The organism is Phytopseudomonas daroniae, from assembly GCF_004327285.1.
Classification (GTDB): Bacteria; Pseudomonadota; Gammaproteobacteria; order Pseudomonadales; family Pseudomonadaceae; genus Aquipseudomonas; species Aquipseudomonas daroniae.
This window is the reverse complement of sequence record NZ_QJUI01000008.1, coordinates 147359-164298: the sequence shown is the minus strand read 5'-3', so window position 1 is coordinate 164298 and position 16940 is coordinate 147359. Positions and strand designations below refer to the sequence as shown.

Annotated in this window: 13 protein-coding genes and 1 riboswitch; of the genes, 8 read left to right on the top strand and 5 right to left on the bottom strand. The window is 62.1% G+C overall.

Features of this window, described 5'->3' with window-relative positions; all coding sequences use genetic code 11:
- Positions 1-50 precede the first annotated feature (50 nt).
- Positions 51-133: riboswitch (S-adenosyl-L-homocysteine riboswitch) on the top strand.
- Between the two features lie 22 nt (positions 134-155).
- From ahcY to ppnN, 3 genes are all read left to right on the top strand, one after another.
- Positions 156-1550, top strand: coding sequence for an adenosylhomocysteinase (gene ahcY / locus DNK06_RS10845; RefSeq protein WP_131180043.1), 1395 nt, complete (start codon positions 156-158; stop codon positions 1548-1550).
- Between the two features lie 97 nt (positions 1551-1647).
- Positions 1648-2490 carry a methylenetetrahydrofolate reductase [NAD(P)H] gene (gene metF / locus DNK06_RS10840; RefSeq protein ID WP_131180042.1) on the top strand — a complete coding sequence of 281 codons (843 nt, stop codon included), beginning with the start codon at positions 1648-1650 and terminating at the stop codon, positions 2488-2490.
- 405 nt (positions 2491-2895) lie between these two features.
- Positions 2896-4269: a nucleotide 5'-monophosphate nucleosidase PpnN gene (ppnN, locus tag DNK06_RS10830; protein ID WP_131180041.1), complete on the top strand. Its 1374-nt coding sequence runs from the start codon at positions 2896-2898 to the stop codon at positions 4267-4269.
- A gap of 119 nt (positions 4270-4388) precedes the next feature.
- On the opposite strand, the gene DNK06_RS10825 is transcribed toward ppnN, so the two are convergent.
- From DNK06_RS10825 to DNK06_RS10815, 3 genes are all read right to left on the bottom strand, one after another.
- Positions 4389-6785: a TonB-dependent siderophore receptor gene (locus DNK06_RS10825; RefSeq protein ID WP_131180040.1), complete on the bottom strand. Its 2397-nt coding sequence runs from the start codon at positions 6783-6785 to the stop codon at positions 4389-4391.
- A 95-nt stretch (positions 6786-6880) separates the two neighbouring features.
- Complete coding sequence (locus DNK06_RS10820; RefSeq protein WP_131180039.1) at positions 6881-7828, bottom strand: FecR domain-containing protein; 948 nt, start codon at positions 7826-7828, stop codon at positions 6881-6883.
- 2 nt (positions 7829-7830) lie between these two features.
- Positions 7831-8331 carry a sigma-70 family RNA polymerase sigma factor gene (locus tag DNK06_RS10815; RefSeq protein WP_131180038.1) on the bottom strand — a complete coding sequence of 167 codons (501 nt, stop codon included), beginning with the start codon at positions 8329-8331 and terminating at the stop codon, positions 7831-7833.
- A 93-nt stretch (positions 8332-8424) separates the two neighbouring features.
- On the opposite strand from DNK06_RS10815, the gene DNK06_RS10810 reads away from it, so the two are divergent.
- Together DNK06_RS10810 and rhlE2 are read left to right on the top strand one after the other, a co-directional pair.
- Positions 8425-9171, top strand: a complete 747-nt coding sequence (locus DNK06_RS10810) for a siderophore-interacting protein (protein ID WP_131180037.1) — start codon at positions 8425-8427, stop codon at positions 9169-9171.
- 252 nt (positions 9172-9423) lie between these two features.
- Positions 9424-11268, top strand: a complete 1845-nt coding sequence (rhlE2, locus tag DNK06_RS10805) for an RNA helicase RhlE2 (RefSeq protein WP_131180036.1) — start codon at positions 9424-9426, stop codon at positions 11266-11268.
- 332 nt (positions 11269-11600) lie between these two features.
- On the opposite strand, the gene DNK06_RS10800 is transcribed toward rhlE2, so the two are convergent.
- Positions 11601-12179 carry a YceI family protein gene (locus tag DNK06_RS10800; RefSeq protein ID WP_131180035.1) on the bottom strand — a complete coding sequence of 193 codons (579 nt, stop codon included), beginning with the start codon at positions 12177-12179 and terminating at the stop codon, positions 11601-11603.
- 61 nt (positions 12180-12240) lie between these two features.
- Positions 12241-12786, bottom strand: a complete 546-nt coding sequence (locus DNK06_RS10795; RefSeq protein ID WP_131180034.1) for a cytochrome b — start codon at positions 12784-12786, stop codon at positions 12241-12243.
- A gap of 263 nt (positions 12787-13049) precedes the next feature.
- Here DNK06_RS10795 and DNK06_RS10790 point away from each other — a divergent pair, with 263 nt between their 5' ends.
- The 3 genes from DNK06_RS10790 to DNK06_RS10780 all read left to right on the top strand — a co-directional run bounded on the left by DNK06_RS10790 (position 13050) and on the right by DNK06_RS10780 (position 16910).
- Positions 13050-14456, top strand: coding sequence for an adenosylmethionine--8-amino-7-oxononanoate transaminase (locus tag DNK06_RS10790; protein WP_131180033.1), 1407 nt, complete (start codon positions 13050-13052; stop codon positions 14454-14456).
- Between the two features lie 300 nt (positions 14457-14756).
- Positions 14757-16061 (top strand): OprD family porin, encoded by a 1305-nt coding sequence (locus DNK06_RS10785; RefSeq protein WP_131180032.1) that lies wholly within the window; start codon positions 14757-14759, stop codon positions 16059-16061.
- Between the two features lie 129 nt (positions 16062-16190).
- Positions 16191-16910 carry a 16S rRNA (uracil(1498)-N(3))-methyltransferase gene (locus DNK06_RS10780; protein ID WP_131180031.1) on the top strand — a complete coding sequence of 240 codons (720 nt, stop codon included), beginning with the start codon at positions 16191-16193 and terminating at the stop codon, positions 16908-16910.
- Positions 16911-16940: the final 30 nt, after the last annotated feature.

Here is a 16940-nt window from a genome sequence, read left to right as displayed (position 1 = left end):
TATAATCGCCGGGTTTCACGCGCCCGGCACAGCCCGGTCGTGCCCGCCACCTGTCCGAGGGGCGCTGCAGCAGGGTTGACCTGTCAGGCTCGGATGGGGCGTTAACCAAACGCATCAACGGCGCCCATTCGCAGACAACGAATGGAGAGCTTTGTATGAGCGCTGCTTTTACCGACTATAAAGTCGCTGATATTTCCCTGGCCGACTGGGGCCGCAAAGAGCTGATCATCGCCGAATCCGAGATGCCGGCACTGATGGGCCTGCGCCGCAAATATGCCAGCGAGCAACCGCTGAAAGGCGCGAAGATCCTCGGCTGCATCCACATGACCATCCAGACCGGCGTACTCATCGAGACGCTGACCGCCCTGGGTGCCGAAGTGCGCTGGTCGTCGTGCAACATCTTCTCCACCCAGGATCAGGCCGCTGCCGCCATCGCCGCTGCCGGTACGCCTGTATTCGCCTGGAAGGGTGAAACCGAAGAAGAGTACGAGTGGTGCATCGAGCAGACCATCCTCAAGGACGGCCAGCCGTGGGACGCCAACATGGTGCTCGACGACGGCGGTGACCTGACCCAGATCCTGCATGACAAGTACCCACAGGTGCTGGAGAACGTCCACGGCATCACCGAGGAAACCACCACCGGCGTGCACCGCCTGCTCGACATGCTCAAGGCCGGCACCCTGAAAGTCCCGGCGATCAACGTCAACGACGCGGTCACCAAGAGCAAGAACGACAACAAGTACGGCTGCCGTCACAGCCTCAACGATGCCATCAAGCGCGGCACCGACCATCTGCTGTCGGGCAAGCAGGCGCTGGTCATCGGCTACGGCGACGTGGGCAAGGGCTCGGCTGCTTCGCTGCGTCAGGAAGGCATGATCGTCAAGGTTTCCGAGATCGACCCGATCTGCGCCATGCAGGCCTGCATGGATGGTTATGAACTCGTTTCGCCATACATCGACGGCTGCAATGACGGCACCGACGCCAGCATCGACAAGGCCCTGCTGGGCAAGATCGACCTGATCGTCACCACCACCGGCAACGCCAACGTCTGCGACGCCGGCATGCTCAAGGCGCTGAAAGCGCGCGCCGTGGTCTGCAACATCGGCCACTTCGACAACGAGATCGACACTGCCTTCATGCGCAAGAACTGGGCGTGGGAAGAGGTCAAACCGCAGGTGCACAAGATCCACCGCACCGGCGCCGGCCAGTTCGACCCGCGCAATGACAACTACCTGATCCTACTGGCCGAAGGCCGTCTGGTGAACCTGGGCAACGCCACGGGCCACCCGAGCCGCATCATGGACGGTTCCTTCGCCAACCAGGTGCTGGCGCAGATCCACCTGTTCAACGGCAAGTTCGCCAGGCTGCCGGCTGGCGACAAACCTTCGCGCATCACCGTCGAAGTACTGCCGAAGAAGCTGGACGAGGAAGTGGCGCTGGAAATGGTGAAAGGCTTCGGTGGCGTGGTTACCCAACTGACTCCCAAGCAAGCCGAGTACATCGGTGTCACCGTCGAAGGCCCGTTCAAGCCGGACAGCTACCGCTACTAACCACAGCTACAAGCCACAAGCTACAAGCTGCAAGAGGGAGCCGACTCCACTTGCAGCTTGAGGCTTGAGGCTTGCCGCTGAGAAGGGAACCTTCTCCATGACCCAGAAAAAAACCAATGTCAGTTTCGAGTTCTTCCCGACGAAGACCGATGCCGGACACGAAAAACTGCTGAATACCGCTCGGGAGCTGGCCGGCTACAACCCGGACTTCTTCTCCTGCACCTACGGCGCAGGCGGCTCCACCCGCGACCGAACGCTGAATACCGTGCTGCAACTCGACGGCGAAGTGAAGGTGCCGACCGCACCGCACCTGTCCTGTGTCGGCGACAGCAAGGCCGAGCTGATCGAGCTGCTCAATCTGTACAAGAGCAAGGGCATCACCCGTATCGTCGCCCTGCGTGGCGACCTGCCTTCGGGCATGGGCATGTCCAGCGGCGAACTGCGCCATGCCAATGACCTGGTCGAGCTGATCCGTCACGAAACCGGTGATCACTTCCATATCGAAGTGGCTGCCTACCCGGAGATGCACCCACAGGCACGCAACTTCGAAGACGATATCGCCAACTTCGTGCGCAAGGCCAAGGCCGGCGCCAGCAGTGCGATCACTCAGTATTTCTTCAACGCCGACTGCTACTTCTACTTCGTCGAACGTGTGCGCAAACTGGGCGTCGACATCCCGGTGATACCGGGCATCATGCCGATCACCAACTACAGCAAACTGGCGCGCTTCTCCGACGCCTGCGGCGCCGAGCTGCCACGCTGGGTACGCAAGCAACTGGAGGCTTATGGTGACGACACCGACAGCATCCAGCGCTTCGGTGAAGAGATGATCACCGGCATGTGCGAACGCCTGCTCGAAGGCGGCGCACCGGGCCTGCACTTCTATACCCTCAACCAGGCCGCCCCCAGCCTGGCGGTGTGGAAGAACCTGCAAGGCTGATTGCCAGGGCCGCGAATGTTAGAACTTTCGCGGCCCGCGTCTTTCCCAAGAACCTGTTCACAATCTGCTGCGCGTCGGCCCTGCTGCGTTAAAAACAGGCTCGGAATGCTCATTTACATCAGTAAACTCCGCTTCCTCGCCTGTTTTTGCCTTGCATGACTCTAGCTCGCTAGATCGTAAACAGGTTCTAACAGTCTGCTGAAAACTCGGGCGAGGCAGCGGCAACGCCATCGCTTTCAACAGCCTGTTAACTCGGTACCCGTTGACCCGGAGTCCTCCGCTGGTCGACAGTACAGCGCCATTATCCGGACGCCCCATAATGGGTCACTATTACCGGGACTGAATTCTTTACCGCGCGATCAGCCAGGATCGGCTCGAGTTGTCGCGCTACCACGGGATGCCTGCATGCTCACTCGCCAGAAAATCAACGCCTCGGTCTCGCCCAAAGGCAGCCTGGAAACCCTCTCCCAGCGTGAAGTCCAGCAACTTCGCGAAACCGGATCCGGTAGCGTCTACGCCTTGTTCCGCCAGTGCGCCCTGGCGATTCTCAACACCGGCTCGCACAGCGACAACGCCAAGACCATCCTCGAGGCCTACCCGGACTTCGAAGTGAAGATCCACCAGCAGGATCGCGGCATTCGCCTGGAGCTGATCAACGCTCCGGCCGATGCTTTCGTCGACGGGGAGATGATCGCCAGTACCCGCGAGATGCTGTTCAGCGCCCTGCGCGACATCGTCTACACCCAGAGCGAGCTGGAAAACAAACGTGTCGACGTGGACAGCTCCAGCGGCCTGACCGACTACGTCTTCCACCTGCTGCGCAATGCTCGCACCCTGCGTGCCGGCGCCGAGCCGAAGATGGTGGTGTGCTGGGGCGGCCACTCGATCAGCACCGAAGAATACAAGTACACCAAGAAGGTCGGCCACGAGCTGGGCCTGCGCGCCCTGGACGTGTGCACCGGCTGCGGCCCGGGCGTAATGAAAGGGCCGATGAAAGGCGCCACTATTTCTCACGCCAAACAGCGCATCATCGGCGCCCGCTACCTGGGCCTGACCGAGCCGGGCATTATCGCCGCCGAAGCACCGAACCCGATCGTCAACGAACTGGTGATTCTGCCGGATATCGAAAAGCGCCTGGAGGCCTTCGTCCGCGTCGGCCACGGCATCATCATCTTCCCCGGTGGCGCGGGCACGGCCGAAGAGTTTCTTTACCTGCTCGGCATCCTCATGCATCCGGACAACGCCGAGCTGCCCTTCCCGCTCGTGCTGACCGGGCCGAAGAGCGCCGAGCCCTACCTGCAGCAGCTGCATGCCTTCATTGGCGAGACCCTCGGTGTCGAGGCGCAGAACCGCTACGTGCTGATCCCCAACGACCCAACTGAAGTGGCCCGCCATATGGCGGCTGGCATCAAGGCGGTGGAGCAGTTCCGCCGCGAGCGTAACGATGCCTTCCACTTCAACTGGCTGCTGAAGATCGATGAGAGCTTCCAGCACCCCTTCGAGCCGACCCACGAAGCCATGGCCAGCCTCAACCTGACCCGCGAGCAGCCGGTACACGAGCTGGCCGCCAACCTGCGCCGCGCCTTCTCCGGCATCGTCGCGGGCAACGTCAAGGACAAGGGCATCCGCCTGATCGAGGAGCATGGACCCTACGAACTGCGCGGTGAAAAAAGCATCATGCAGCCTCTGGATCGCCTGCTGCAGTCCTTCGTCGAGCAGCACCGCATGAAACTGCCCGGCGGCACTGCCTACGAGCCGTGCTATCGGGTAGTCAGCTGACAGCGGCATAAGACCGTAGGGTGGACAACGCGAAGCTTGTCCACCGCTGAGCGGTCAGCCAGCCCGTAACCTGGATGAACGAAACGTTACTCCAAGCCGAAAACCGCGCGCGATCGAGCTCAGAAGTCGTAGCGCGCACTCAGGTTGAAATTGCGCGGCTCACCCCAGGTATAGAACAGCCCCTGAGCGTTGAAGTTGGTCACGCCGGAGAAGTACTGCTTGTCGAAGAGGTTGTTGACGTTGGCGCTGACACTCAGTTGCTCGCTGACCTGGTAACGACTCATCAGATCGAACAACCAGTAGGCCTCCTGCTGCAGCCTGGCCTGGTCTCGGCTGGTGGAAATGCCGCTCTGCCAGCGAGTCGCGGCGCCGACGGTCAGCCCCTGCAGGGCACCATCTTCGAAGGCATAGGTGTTACCCAGCTTGAACTGGTGCTGTGGATTGCTGCTGGCGCTATCCAGCGTGCTGCTGTTCATCACGTAGCTGCCCTGCGCCTGCCAGCCGGGTGCCAGCTCCCCGGACAACTCCACCTCGTAGCCGCGCGTTATGGCGCCGGCCACGGCGCGGTAGGCGGTTTCGCCAGAGGGCGTCAGACCCACCACTTCGGCTTCGTTGTCCACCCGCATCCAGAAGTGGGCGATACTGGCATTCAAACGCCTGTCGAAGAACTCGCCCTTGGCGCCGACCTCGTAGGTCAGCCCCTCCTTGGGCGGCAACGAGCTTTCGTTCATGTCCTTGCTGCTTTGCGCCTCGAAGATGCTGGCGTAGCTGGCATAGAGGGAAACATGGGGGCTGACATCCACGACCAGACCGGCGTAGGGTGTCACCACGCCGGTTTCACGCATGTCGTAGTTGTACCAGCTGATATCGGTGACATCCTTCTGCTGGTAGTCGGTGGTGCGCACACCGACGATCAGCTTGACCGGGTCGGCCAGGCTGAAACGGGCGGCACTGTAGGCATAGCGGCGTTTGCGGCTGAACCGGTCATCCGAATAGGTCAGGCTGCCCCAGTCGATCTGCGGAATGGCGCCGCCGCCCTGGGCATATTCGATGCCAAGCGCACCGAGCGACACGTTGCTGCCCGCACCGCGCAGCAGGGTCGTGCGGTTCTTCGACAGGCCAGCACCCACCAGCAGGTCATGCTCACGGCCGAACAGCTGGAACGGCCCCTGCAGATCGAGGCTGACGCTCTCGTTGCGATCCTCGATGTCCTTGTAGGCGCCGTACTGAACCTGGCCGGGCAAGGCGAAGCGCAGCGAGCCGATGAGCATCTCGGGCGTCTCGATGCGCTCTTGAGCGACCTGCAGCTTGGCCGTCCAGCCATTGGCGAAACTGTGCTCCAGGCGCGCGAACAGGTTCAGCGAATCCTGTTCGTAACCGGCCCAGGGCGCCCCGATGTTGAAGGATCGCGACATACGTGGCACCGCGTTACCGTTGCCGTCGAAGGCCTGGATTGGCGTGGTGCCGGCCGCGCCGCGCAGCTCGCGCTGTTTGTAGGTGACGCTTACGCCGAGCAGAGTATCGGGCGTGAGATCGTACTCCAGCGTACCGTAGAACAGCGAATTGCGGTTCGTACGGTGGTCGAGGAAGCTGTTGCCATCCTTGTAAGCGGCGACCATGCGTCCACGCAGGCTACCATCGGCACTCAGCGGGCCGGACACATCGGCGTCGCTGCGATAGGTATCCCAGCTGCCAGCGCCAGCCCGCACGTTGGCCTGGAAATCAGCGGTCGGTCGCTTGCGGATCAGGTTGATCGTGGCGCCATAGGCACCGTCACCATTGATCAGCCCGGACGAGCCCTTGAGCACCTCGATACGGTCGATTTCCGCCATGTCGTCCAGGGAATACATGATGTGGCTGTTCCAGCCCCAGCCGCTGGTGAGCTGACGATTGCCGTCGGTCTGCAGGTTGACGCTGGAGCCACGCACAGTGAAGTTGGTCATCTCGGCCTGGCGCTCCACCGTCACACCTGGCGTTTGCGCCATCACGTCGGCCAGGGTCTCCAGCTTGAAGTCGTCCATCCGTTGGCGCGTCATCACGGTGACCGACTGCGGTGTTTCGCGCAGGCTGAGGTTCAGGCCGGTGGCGGTGCTACTCGGGCCTACCTGGGTGTAGCTGCCGGTGCCTTCGGTCGAGGAATCATGGATCGAGGTGCTGCTGACATTCGTCGCCCCCAGCTCCAGTGCACCGCTCTCTGCCCGAGGGCTCAGCACGTAGATGCCATCACCATGTCGCAGCGCCTGCAGACCGGAACCGGCCAGCAAGGCGGCAAGCCCTTCCTCGATGCTGAACTGGCCATGTAACCCTGGGGCACTCAGGCCTCGGGTCAGTTCGGGCGCGAACTGCAGGGTCACACCGGCTTCGGCAGCGAAACGGTTGAGCGCCTGGGTCAGGCTGCCTGCCTCGATCTGATAATGAGCTGGCTGCTGGGAGAGCGCACTCGATGAGTGAGCGCCCAGGGCGGCGGCCAGCAGGGAAAGCGCCAGCAACTGCCGGGCTCCTTTGGTGTGTTTCATCGCATCGACATCCTGTGTTGTGAGCAGATTTATCTGTTCAGGACTGACGAGACGAAAAAAGGGGCCAACAATGTTTCGTATTCGCATCGAGATGCTCAGCGGGCGCTTACCGTTACCCAGTAACGCGTGCGCTGCTCGACCCGCACCGGCAACGTGTGCGGCAAGGCAGCGAGAATGGCGTCGATATTGCTCAGCTGGAAAGTGCCGCTGATGCGCAGATTCGCCACCTCGGGCGCATGACGCAGCCAGCCGGAGCGGTGGCGATTCAGTTCGCCGAGAAAATCCTCCAGTGGCATGTCATCGGCGATCAATTGCCCACGCGTCCAGCCGACGGCATCTTCGTTGACTGCGCTGATCAGGCCAGGGCCTTGCCCACCGAAGCTCACCTGCTGCCCGGCAGTGAGCGTCAGGCTGCCTCCTCGCTGCTGGTCGATGCGTACCACACCGTCGAACACCGCGAGCCGGGTCAGACCCTGCTCCTCCAGGCGCCGAACGGAGAAACGTGTGCCGAGCGCCTGCATCATCCCCTGGTCGGTTTCGACGCGCAGCGGTCGAAAGCTGACATGCTGCGCATCGGCACCGCTGTCGACGAGAACCTCACCCTGGCGCAATACGATCAGTCGCTGCTCCCGGTCGAAACGTACATCGATGGCGCTGCCGCTGTTGAGGTGAACCTGACTGCCGTCCTCCAGCACCAGACGGCGACGCTCGCCGACGCCGGTACGCTGGTCGGCGAGCCATGGCTGGCGATCACTCAACCGATAGGAGGCATAGCCGAGCGGCGCAGCCGCCGCCAGCAACAGCAGGCTCTTCAGCGCCCGACGCCGTTCACGACCCAGGGTGTTCATCGCCAGCGCGGGTGGCAGCAGGCCGAGCCGGTTCTGGACCTGGCGCACGCGCTGCCAGGCCCGCTCATGCTCGGGGTTGGCCTGGCGCCAGCGCTCACAGTCGCGCAGTTGCTGCTCGGCCGCTTCGCCACTGTGCAGAAGCATCAACCAGTGTGCGGCCTGGCGAGCGACCTCGCGATCGATTCCGGCGTCCATGCTCACTCCACGTACAGCACACAGGCCTCGAAGGCCTGGGCCATGTAGCGCTTGACCGAGCGCTCGCCAATGTCCAGGCGCCGGGCGATCTGCGCGTAGTTCAGGCCTTCGAGCTGGGACAGCAGGAACACCTGGCGCACCAGCGGGCGCAAACGGGCGAGCAGTCGGTCGACCTGCTCCAGGGTTTCCTGAATCAGCACCAGCTCCTCGGCGGACAGCGCCACCTCTTCAGGCCAGGCGGCCAGGGCCTCCAGGTAGGCGCGCTCCAGCGACTGGCGGCGAAAATGATCATGTACCAGATGGCGACCGATGGTCGCCAGATAAGCGCGCGGGCGCTGCAAATCCGGCAGTGCACCAGCCTTGTGCTGGACGCTGAGCAGGCGCACGAACACGTCCTGGGCAAAATCGGCAGCCTGGCTGGAATTGCCGACTCGCCGGTACAGCCAGCCCTGCAGCCAGGAACTGTGCTCGCGGTACAACCCGCCCACGATGTCGTCGCTCATCCGTTACCCCCATGCTGGAAGGCGAAGACATTAAGTGATAATAATTCTCACATCAATCGGCAGCGATCACTGCCGTCGCAACAGGAGAATTCAATGCCACGCCCTGCTCCCCGCACCCTGCGGGTCATTTCATCCGCTCCAGTCACCCCGCACATGCTGCGCATCACCCTGGGCGGCACGGAAATAGACAGTTTCCCCGCCGATCAGGAAAGCGCCTACATCAAACTGATCTTCCCCGCCCCGGACAGCGACAGGACACTGATGCGCACCTACACCGTGCGCCACCAACGCTCTGACCAGTTCGACGTCGACTTCGTGCTGCACCATGACGCTGGCCCCGCTGCCGAATGGGCGAAGAACGCCAGGCCGGGCGACAGCATCGTGGTTGGCGGCCCCGGCCCGAAGAAGCTGGTGGACAACAGTGCCGACTGGTTCCTCGTCGTCGGCGACATGACCGCACTGCCGGCAATCAGCGTCAACCTCGAACAATTGCCGGCCGACGCCCGCGGCCATGCCGTGATCGAGGTGATCGACGAACACGACATCCAGCCGCTACGCCACCCGGATGGAGTCCGCCTGCACTGGCTGGTCAACCCGCACCCCGGCGAAGACAGCCAGTTACTGGTCAACCAGGTACGCCAACTGGACTGGCTACCGGGCCAGCCAAGCATCTGGGCCGCCTGCGAGTTCACTGCCATGCGTGCCCTGCGTCAGCATTTCAGGGAGGAGCGCCAGGTCGAGCGCAAGAGCCTGTATATCTCCAGCTACTGGAAGCTCGGCAGCAGCGAAGATCAGCACAAACTGGCCAAACGCGAGGATGCCGACGCCCTGGGCGAATGACCCATATCGCCACTCACTCTGGATACCGGCGGATACCCGTATCCAGGCAGGTGGCCGAGGCGTACGGAAGCCGGTCGGCGGCAAGTTGTGCCCATTGCCCGCAATCCTGTTACACTCGGGCCTTCCCGCCAGGCTTGCGCCCGGATGCTGCCCCCAGAGGCCAGCAGTACCGGACGGGATTGCGCGCCCCACGTGCGATTCAAGCCAGGCACTACACCTATAGGGCCACGCCCTCACCAGACAGGATTGCACATGTCCTTTGCCTCCCTCGGTCTCTCCGAGGCTTTGGTCCGCGCGGTCGAAGCCGCCGGCTACACCCAGCCCACTCCGGTGCAACAGCGGGCCATCCCCGCCGCGTTGCAAGGTCGCGACCTGATGGTGGCGGCCCAGACGGGTACAGGTAAGACAGGCGGTTTCGCCCTGCCGATTCTCGAGCGACTGTTCCCCAACGGTCACCCGGATCGCGAACAGCGCCACGGCCCGAAACAGCCACGCGTGCTGGTGCTTACGCCCACCCGCGAACTCGCCGCCCAGGTGCACGACAGCTTCAAGCTGTATGCCCGCGATTTGAAATTCGTCAGCGCCTGCATCTTCGGCGGCGTTGGCATGAACCCGCAGATACAAGCCCTGGCCAAGGGTGTCGACGTGCTGGTGGCATGCCCGGGCCGCCTGCTCGACCTGGCCAACCAGCGCGCCATCGACCTCTCGCACGTGGAAATCCTCGTGCTCGACGAAGCCGACCGCATGCTCGACATGGGCTTTATCCATGACGTGAAGAAGGTGCTCGCCAAACTGCCCTCCAAACGGCAGAACCTGCTGTTCTCGGCAACCTTCTCGAAAGACATCACCGATCTGGCCGGCAAGCTGTTGCACAATCCGGAACGCATCGAAGTCACGCCGCCGAACACCACGGTCGAGCGCATCGAGCAGCGCGTATTCCGCCTGCAGGCCAGTCACAAGCGCGCCCTGCTCGCACACCTGATCACCGCCGGCGCCTGGGAACAGGTATTGGTGTTCACCCGTACCAAGCACGGCGCCAACCGCCTGGCCGAGTACCTGGACAAGCATGGCCTGCCGGCCGTGGCGATTCATGGCAACAAGAGCCAGAACGCCCGTACCAAGGCCCTGGCCGACTTCAAGGCGAACAAGGTGCGCATCCTGGTCGCCACCGATATCGCCGCCCGCGGCCTGGACATCGACCAGTTGCCACACGTGGTCAACTTCGAGTTGCCCAACATCGAGGAAGACTACGTGCACCGTATCGGCCGTACCGGCCGTGCCGGGCGCAGCGGTGAGGCGATTTCCCTGGTCGCGCCGGACGAGGAGAAGCTGCTCAAGGGCATCGAGCGGATGACCAAGCAGAAGATCCAGGACGGCGATCTGCTGGGCTTCGATGCCAGCAAGGTCGAGGCCGAGCGCCCTGAAGTGCGCGAGCCGCAGAAACCACGCCCGCCACGCGGCGCCAAGCCGGATGGCGAACGCCACGGCGGCGGCCGCAAGGACAAGGGCAAGGATGGCGGCAAAGCCAAGACCCAGAGCAAAGCCAGGCCCGCTCGTGAACAACAACCGCGTGGTTCGGCCAGTGCCAACGCGCCAACCGTGCCTACGTTGCCTCCGGATCGCGCGCCGGACGAGTTCCGCGATGACGAGATCGACAATTTCGGTAACCGTGTCGACTACGTAAGCCCGAACCAGAACAATGGTCAGGGCCGTGGTCGTCGTCCCGGTACCGCCGGTAGCGGCCCAAGCGCCAGCAACGGTGTTGGCCAGGGCCCTCGTGGTCAGGGTAAAGGCCCGCGTAGCGGCGGTGCAGGTGCGGGCAAACGTCAGGGCCAAGGCCAGGGCGCTGGCAAGGGTCGTGGCGGTGCGGGCAGCCGTGGTCGCGGCCAGCAGCGCGATACCACTACCTCGCTCAACCGTGATGAACTGCCGCGTCAGGAACCTGCCGTACGCAGCAACCGCGACAAGCAGCCGGTCATCGTGCACAAGACTTCGCGCAGCGACCGCCTGCCGACGCCTGAGCAGCTCGATCAGCTACAAAGCAGCCGCCCACGCGGCGAGAAGCCAGCCCTGCTGACGCGCAACCGCGACAGCTGAGCATTGGCTCATTGAAAACGCCGGCCAAGTGCCTGATGCCGATCAGATAAGGTTTTGTATGGAGCCGGGGGCACCTACAGATGAGCGGCAAACCGCCGCCCGTGTAGGAGCGTCGTCCTCGGCGCGATACGATGGTGGCCATCCTGCAAAATCCGCGGCGTGCTCACTATTCGCCGCGGGGTCGCGGCTCCTACAGGGCCAGGACAAACCGCCGTTTTGCGGGCCAAACGCTTAACTGACTGGCATTAGGCCAAGTGCCGGCGTTTTCATGTGCGAAGCCCGGAAACGACAACGCCGGCTGGGAGCCGGCGTTGTCGTAACTCGCGTCAGGCTTACTTGCGCACACCTTCCACGGAGATGATCAGCTCGACTTCCTGCGCAGCAGGGCCCAGATCCTTCTCGATGCCGAAGTCTTTCAGCTTCAGCTTGGTGCTGCCTTCGAAACCAGCGCGATAACCGCCCCACGGGTCGTCGCCCTGACCAATGAACTTGGCAGCGATCACCACCGGATTGGTCACGCCATTGAGGGTCAGGTTGCCGGTGATGTCTGCTGCGCCTTCACCGGTGGACTTGACCGCGGTCGACTCGAAGGTCGCGGTCGGGTTCTTGCTGACGTTGAGGAAGTCGGCGCTACGGATGTGTTTGTCGCGCTCGGCGTGGTTGGTATCGACGCTTTCGGTCTTCAGGGTAACGTTGACCTTGCTGGCCTCCGGGTTCTTCTCATCGAAGCTGAAGCTGCCGTCGAAATCCTTGAACGTACCGTACAGCCAGCTATAGCCCAGATGGCTGATCTTGAAATTGACGAAGGCGTGCTGGCCTTGCTTGTCGATAGCGTAATCGGCAGCCATTGCATTGCCTGCACTCAGCAGTGCGGTACCCAGCGCCAGTGCAGCGAAAGTCTTCTTCAACATGGGAACTCCTTGTGAGATGAAATGGACGGCGTAGCGGTGCAACGCCGAAACAGCTGGAGGATCAACGCCCGAAGATACGCACCAGAGTACGATCACGGTCGATGAAATGGTGCTTCAGTGCAGCCAGACCATGCAGGACGGCAAAAATCACGATAGCCCAGGCCAGGTACTCATGGATCAAGCCGGCGACATCGCTCTGGTTGGGAATACTGGTCACGCTTGCCGGCACGTCGAACAGACCGAAAACGCTGATGGCCCGGCCATCGGCCGTGGAGATCAGGTAACCGGAGATCATCAGCACGAACAGGCCGAGGTAGAGAAAGCCGTGGCCCAGCTTGCTGGCGATCCGCGTCAGCCGGCCATGCTCAGGCAGCGCTGGCGGCGGCGGGCTGATCCAGCGCCACAGCAAACGGGCTGCCATGACAATGAACAGCAGGATGCCGATGCTTTTGTGGATGTTCGGCGCGGTCTGGTACCAGCCGCTGTAGTAGCTCAACCCGACCATCCAGTAGCCGAGGCCGAACAGACCGAATACGGCAATGGCGACCAGCCAATGCAGGGAAATGCTGACAAAACCGTAACGAAACGCCGAATTACGCCACTGCATGGCCTGATCCCGGAAAGTGAGTGGAGAGAGATTAGCAACAAACCTATCGACTAAAAGCAGAAATTACTGCTTTGAAATATCGAGAAAAACGATATCTCGAATGGCATATTGCAGCCAAATCGCATTAGTGAAATCTGCCATCACAGAGTTCAACGGCTCGTCGTAAGCGGTCGATTTCAATGGATCAGCGGAAGGCGCGATCACAAAACGAAGACCCGGTTCATCTGATAGGCTTGCCCGCTGATGATTGGGAGAACACCTTGATGAGCCTGAACCACCACTGGATGCAGCGTGACCTGGAAGTCCTCTGGCACCCTTGTACACAGATGAAGGATCACGAGCGCCTGCCGCTGATTCCAATCCGCCGCGGCGAAGGCGTCTGGCTGGAAGACTTCGAAGGCAAGCGCTACCTCGATGCGGTCAGCTCCTGGTGGGTCAACGTCTTCGGCCATGCCAACCCGCGTATCGGCGAGCGCATCAAGGAGCAGGTCGATACGCTCGAACACGTGATGCTGGCCGGCTTCAGCCATCAGCCGGTGGTCGAGCTGTCCGAGCGCCTGGTGCGTATCACCCCGCCAGGGCTGAACCGGGTGTTCTACGCCGACAACGGCTCCTCGGGCATCGAGGTGGCGCTGAAGATGAGCTTCCACTACTGGCTCAATAGCGGAAAAGCGGCGAAAAAGCGCTTCATCACCCTGAGCAACAGCTACCACGGCGAAACCGTGGCAGCGATGTCGGTAGGCGACGTGGCGCTGTTCACCGACACCTACAAGGCATTGCTGCTCGACACCCTCAAGGTACCCAGCCCGGATTGCTACCTGCGCCCGGACGGCGTGACCTGGGAAGACCACTCGCGCACCCTGTTCGCCCTGATGGAACAGACCCTGGCCGAACACCATCACGAAGTCGCAGCCGTGATCGTCGAACCACTGATCCAGGGCGCTGGCGGCATGCGCATGTACCACCCGATCTACCTGACCCTGCTGCGCGAAGCCTGCGATCGCTATGGCGTGCACCTGATCCATGACGAGATCGCCGTTGGCTTTGGCCGCACCGGAACGATGTTCGCCTGTGAGCAGGCCGGCATCACGCCGGATTTTCTGGTGCTGTCGAAGGCACTCACCGGAGGCTACTTGCCGATGGCCGCGGTACTGACCACCGACGATGTCTACAGCGCCTTCTACGACGATTACGCCACCCTGCGCGCCTTCCTTCACTCGCATACCTACACCGGCAACCCGCTGGCCTGCGCGGCGGCCCTGGCGACCCTGGATATCTTCGAGGAAGACGGCGTGATCGAGGCCAACAAGGCACTCGCCAGCCGCATGGCCAGCGCCACCGCACACTTGACGGATCATCCGCACGTGGCCGAGGTGCGCCAGACCGGCATGGCCCTGGCCATCGAGATGGTGCAGGACAAGGCCGGCAAGGTCGCCTACCCCTGGCAGGAGCGACGCGGCCTGCAGGTGTACCAGCACGCCCTGACTCGCGGCGCGTTGCTGCGCCCGCTGGGCAGCGTGGTGTATTTCCTGCCGCCCTACGTGATCACCGAGGAACAGATCGATTTTCTCGCCGAAGTCGCCAGCGAGGGCATCGATCTGGCCACCCGTACATCGATCAGCGTGGCCACCGGTGATAACCGCTACCCAGGCTTTCGCGATCCGGGCTGAGTGCGTGGCGGCAAGGATGCCCAACACGCCGGTGCACAACAGATATCCATCAAGCCGGAACAACGTCAGCATGTTGCTGCTGATCGTGTTTGCTCACTGAATCGGTCGGATTCAGACGCCTGATTGTCGCTCTCACTTATCATCCATATCCACGCGCCCTTACCATAGGCTGAGGCATGGTCTCGCTGGGCCAGGGCTCGCAACTTTTAACCAGCGGACAAGCCCGCCTGAATCATTAAATAAGGAACGACACTCTTTTTCTGCCGCCAACGATAGCTAAAAGCAAATGGAGAGCAAGCAATGTCATTCAGCAAAAAATCATTTCTGGCACTAGCCATAGCTGCGACTACGGGCTCCCCTATGGTCATGGCCAGTCAGGCCGAAAGCCAGGGCTTTATCGAAGACAGCCATCTGGACTTCCTGACCCGCAACCTGTACTGGCACCATGACGGCCATGGTGGCGGTGCCGACAACCGAGAGTGGGGCCAGGGCTTTCGCCTCGATTACACATCCGGCTACACCCAGGGCACCGTGGGTTTTGGCGTGGATCTGAGTACCTATGCGCTGATCAAGCTGGATGGCGGCCGAGGCTACTCGGGCAGAGCCGGGGTACTGGTGCCGGACGGCGAGGGTAGCCGTGACGAGGCCAGCTCGGCGGGGGCGGCGGTGAAGATGCGCCTATCCAACACCGAATTGAAATATGGCAACAACCTGCGTCCCTACAACCCGGTATTCGCGCCGGCCGACGCCCGCCTGGTACCCAGTACCGCCACCGGCTTCTGGCTGACGAGCAGCGAACTGGAAGGCCTAGCTCTGGAAGCGGGCCACTTCACCGCAGCCAAGGACTTTAACAGCACCAACAACGACGACGACTTCTACGCGGCTTACGCGGGCGTGAGTACCGACACGGTGGACTTCGTCGGCGGCAATTACACGATCAACGACAACCTCAGCGTCAGCCTCTACGGCGCCGAGTACAAGGACATCTGGCGCCAGTACTATGCCAACGCCAACTACACCTACGCACTGACCGACGAGCAGAGCCTGAACTTCGACTTCAACATCTATCGCTCGGATGACGAAGGCCGCAAGTTGGCTGGTGAAATCGATGTCACGGCCTGGTCGTTCGCCGCGGCCTATACCATCGGCGCGCACACCTTCAAACTGACTCACCAGCAAATCGACGGCGACCAGCCGTTCGACTACCTGGGAATGGGCCCGGGCACCTACCATGACTCCATCTACCTGGCCAACTCCTCGCAACTGGTCGATTTCAACGGCCCGAACGAGAAGTCCTGGGGTCTGTTCTACGACCTCGATTTCACCAGCTACGGGGTACCCGGCCTGAGCTTCCACGCACGCTATATCCGCGGTACCGACGTCGATGGCAGCAAGATGGATCAGAACAGCCCCTATGCCTATTACGCCGACGGCGAAGACCACTGGGAGCGCGACCTCGCCGTTGGCTATGTCGTGCAGAGCGGTTCGGTCAAGGATCTGTCGGTGCGTCTGCGCCAGGCCACTCACCGCATCGGCAATGGCAAGTCGGACGTTTCCTCCGACCAGGTTCGCCTGATCGTCGAATACCCACTGAATATCTTCTGATACGACCTGGCCGGGGGCATCCCGGCCAGCCACACGGCAACAGCACTGTAAACGGCGGCAGCCCTGCAGAAAAAACACCACGCGGTTATGCTTGCCAACCCTAAGTCCTAAGTCATACCCGTTACCGCCATGCGCCTCTCCCGTTTCTTTATCGACGCCCCTCTGTCCCTCGGCCAGCACCAGTTGCCGGAAGCCCAGGCCCATTACATCGGCCGTGTGCTGCGGCATGCCGCGGGCGACGTGGTGCAGCTGTTCGATGGCAGCGGGCAGGAATTTCGCGGCGAGTTGATCGAAGTCGGCAAGAAAGCGGTGCGCGTCGAGTTGCGCGAGCAGTTCGACGGTCAGGCCGAATCGCCCCTGCACATTCACCTTGGCCAGGGGCTTTCCCGCGGCGAACGCATGGATTGGGCGATCCAGAAAGCCACCGAGCTCGGAGCCCAGGTCATCAGCCCGATCGTCAGCGCTCGCTGCGAGGTACGCCTGAAGGATGAACGCGCCGACAAGCGCATGGCACACTGGCGCCAGGTAGCGATCAGCGCCTGCGAACAATGCGGGCGCTCGGTGATCCCGATGATCCACGCGCCCATCACCCTGGACGACTGGCTGCAACAGAGCGAAGCCGAGCTGAAGCTGGTGCTGCACCCGGTTGCCGAACCGCTGACCAGCCACGCCAAACCGCAATCGCTGGCCTTTCTGATCGGCCCGGAAGGCGGCCTCAGCGATGCTGAAGTCGAACAGGCTCAAGCCGCCGGCTTCCATGCTGCGCGTCTCGGGCCGCGGGTGCTGCGTACGGAAACGGCACCCGTGGCAGGGCTGGCGATCGCGCAGCACCTCTGGGGCGATTTCTGAGCACTGACTCAGTAAACGCGTTCACTTCAG